Source organism: Mediterraneibacter sp. 210702-DFI.5.30, from assembly GCF_020560115.1.
Taxonomy (GTDB): Bacteria; Bacillota; Clostridia; order Lachnospirales; family Lachnospiraceae; genus Mediterraneibacter; species Mediterraneibacter faecis.
Map to the genome: position 1 here is coordinate 1 of NZ_JAJCME010000028.1, position 3,120 is coordinate 3,120.

The window sequence follows — 3,120 nt, forward strand, 5'->3', positions numbered from 1 at the left end:
TTATGTACCTTGAAAACTGCATATAGTAAAAATCAATAGATTTAGATAAATATCTAATCAAGACATCCGAGGTAATGTTAACAACATTAACTTACAGTCTGAAGAAAACAGACTTAAAATAAATTGACTATCACCAACGCATACAACGCTATGTATGTGTGGACATTATCCCATTCCCGTGGGATGAGGTCGAGTTGGTTATGCTGATAAGAGCGTATGGTGGATGCCTTGGCACTAAGAGCCGATGAAAGACGTGATAAGCTGCGAAAAGCTTCGGGGAGGAGCAAATATCCTTTGATCCGGAGATTTCTGAATGGGGAAACCTACTTGAGCAAACCTCAAGTATCCTTAAGCCAATACATAACTTAAGGAAGGGAACCCGGTGAACTGAAACATCTAAGTAGCCGGAGGAAGAGAAAACAACATGTGATTCTGTGAGTAGCGGCGAGCGAAAACGGAAGAGCCCAAACCAGCGTGCGTGCATGCTGGGGTTCGGACCGCGGAATTGATTCAACGAGTTTAGCAGAACGGTTTTGGGAAAGCCGGCCAGAGAGGGTGAAAGCCCCGTAAGCGAAAGACGAGTTGACATGGCGGGATCCAGAGTACCACGAGACACGTGGAACCTTGTGGGAAGATGCGGGGACCACCCCGTAAGGCTAAATACTACTTAGTGACCGATAGCGCATAGTACTGTGAAGGAAAGGTGAAAAGGACCCCGGGAGGGGAGTGAAAAAGAACCTGAAACCATATGTTTACAAGCTGTGGAAGAGCTTTATATGCTCAACCGCGTACTTTTTGTAGAACGGTCCGGCGAGTTACGCTGGCTGGCGAGGTTAAGGACTAAAGGTCCGGAGCCGAAGGGAAACCAAGTCTGAATAGGGCGCATAGTCAGTCGGAGTAGACCCGAAACCGGGTGATCTATCCATGTCCAGGTTGAAGTTGCCGTAAAAGGCAATGGAGGACCGAACCCACATCCGTTGAAAAGGGTGGGGATGAGGTGTGGATAGGGGAGAAATTCCAATCGAACCCGGAGATAGCTGGTTCTCCTCGAAATAGCTTTAGGGCTAGCCTCATACGAGTCTTGCGGAGGTAGAGCACTGAATTCCTAAGGGGGCGTCAAAGCTTACTAAGGGATATCAAACTCCGAATGCCGTGTAGATGATGTATGGGAGTCAGACGATCCGAGATAAGTTGGGTGGTCAAAAGGGAAAGAGCCCAGACCAACAGCTAAGGCCCCAAAATGTGTGTTAAGTGGAAAAGGATGTGGGATTTCGAAGACAACTAGGATGTTGGCTCAGAAGCAGCCATTCATTCAAAGAGTGCGTAATAGCTCACTAGTCGAGAGGTCCTGCGCCGAAAATGTCCGGGGCTAAAACACACTGCCGAAGCTTTGGAATTGAGAATTCAATTGGTAGAGGAGCATTCTTAAAGGGACGAAGCAGTACCGTAAGGAGCTGTGGACTTTTAAGAAGAGAGAATGCCGGAATGAGTAGCGAGAGGAAGGTGGGAATCCTTCCGGCCGAATATCTAAGGTTTCCAGAGTAAAGCTGATCTGCTCTGGGTAAGTCGGGGCCTAAGGCGAGGTCGAAAGACGTAGTCGATGGATAACAGGTTGAAATTCCTGTACTATCCTGTAACAGAACTGTGGGGACACAGGCAGAGAGCGTGAGCCGGGAATGGAAAGACCGGTACAAGCGAGGTAGGAGTTCAGTTGGCAAATCCGCTGAACAATCTGAAGACGTGATGTGGACTGAAAATAAGTAGGGAAGCACGTGAGCTGACTGTCAAGAAAAGCCGCTATTGTTTGCAGGATACCCGTACCGTAAACCGACACAGGTGGATGAGGAGAGAATCCTAAGGCCGACGGGAGAAGCATTGTTAAGGAACTCGGCAAAATGACTCCGTAACTTCGGGAGAAGGAGTGCCAGTAAGATGGCCGCAGAGAATTGGCCCAAGCAACTGTTTAGCAAAAACACAGGTCTATGCAAAACCGAAAGGTGAGGTATATGGGCTGACGCCTGCCCGGTGCTGGAAGGTTAAGGGGAGAGGTTAGCGCAAGCGAAGCTTTGAACTTAAGCCCCAGTAAACGGCGGCCGTAACTATAACGGTCCTAAGGTAGCGAAATTCCTTGTCGGGTAAGTTCCGACCCGCACGAAAGGCGTAATGATTTGGGCACTGTCTCAACAATGCACCCGGTGAAATTGAAATACCAGTGAAGATGCTGGTTACCTGCGCCAGGACGGAAAGACCCCATGGAGCTTTACTCCAGCTTGATACTGGGATTCGGTATTGCATGTACAGGATAGGTGGGAGGCTAGGAAATGGTAACGCCAGTTGCCATGGAGCCAATGTTGGGATACCACCCTTGCAGTACTGGGTTTCTAACCAGCAGCCGTGATCCGGCTGGGGGACAATGTCAGGTGGGGAGTTTGACTGGGGCGGTCGCCTCCGAAAGGGTATCGGAGGCGCTCAAAGGTTCCCTCAGAATGGTTGGAAACCATTCGAAGAGTGCAAAGGCAGAAGGGAGCTTGACTGCGACACCGACGGGTGGAGCAGGTACGAAAGTAGGACTTAGTGATCCGGTGGTATAAAGTGGGATTGCCATCGCTCAACGGATAAAAGCTACCCTGGGGATAACAGGCTTATCACTCCCAAGAGTTCACATCGACGGAGTGGTTTGGCACCTCGATGTCGGCTCATCGCATCCTGGGGCTGAAGTAGGTCCCAAGGGTTGGGCTGTTCGCCCATTAAAGCGGTACGCGAGCTGGGTTCAGAACGTCGTGAGACAGTTCGGTCCCTATCCGGCGTGGGCGTAAGATATTTGAGAGGAGCTGTCCTTAGTACGAGAGGACCGGGATGGACTGGCCGCTGGTGTATCTGTTGTCTTACCAAAGGCATAGCAGAGTAGCCAAGCCGGGAAGGGATAAACGCTGAAGGCATCTAAGCGTGAAGCCCCCCTCAAGATGAGATATCTCATAACGTCAAGTTAGTAAGACCCCTTGAAGACGACGAGGTAGATAGGGCAGAGGTGGAAGTGTGGTAACACATGGAGCTGACTGTTACTAATAGGTCGAGGGCATAACCAAAGCAGTGATAGGTTTGGATGATGATGTTGGTTTT

1 rRNA gene is annotated in these 3,120 nt (G+C 49.9%); it reads left to right on the forward strand.

Annotation, left to right across the window (positions count from 1 at the left end):
• The first annotated feature begins 196 nt into the window (after positions 1-196).
• Positions 197-3,086 (forward strand): 23S ribosomal RNA (locus tag LI126_RS14520).
• Positions 3,087-3,120 lie beyond the last annotated feature (34 nt).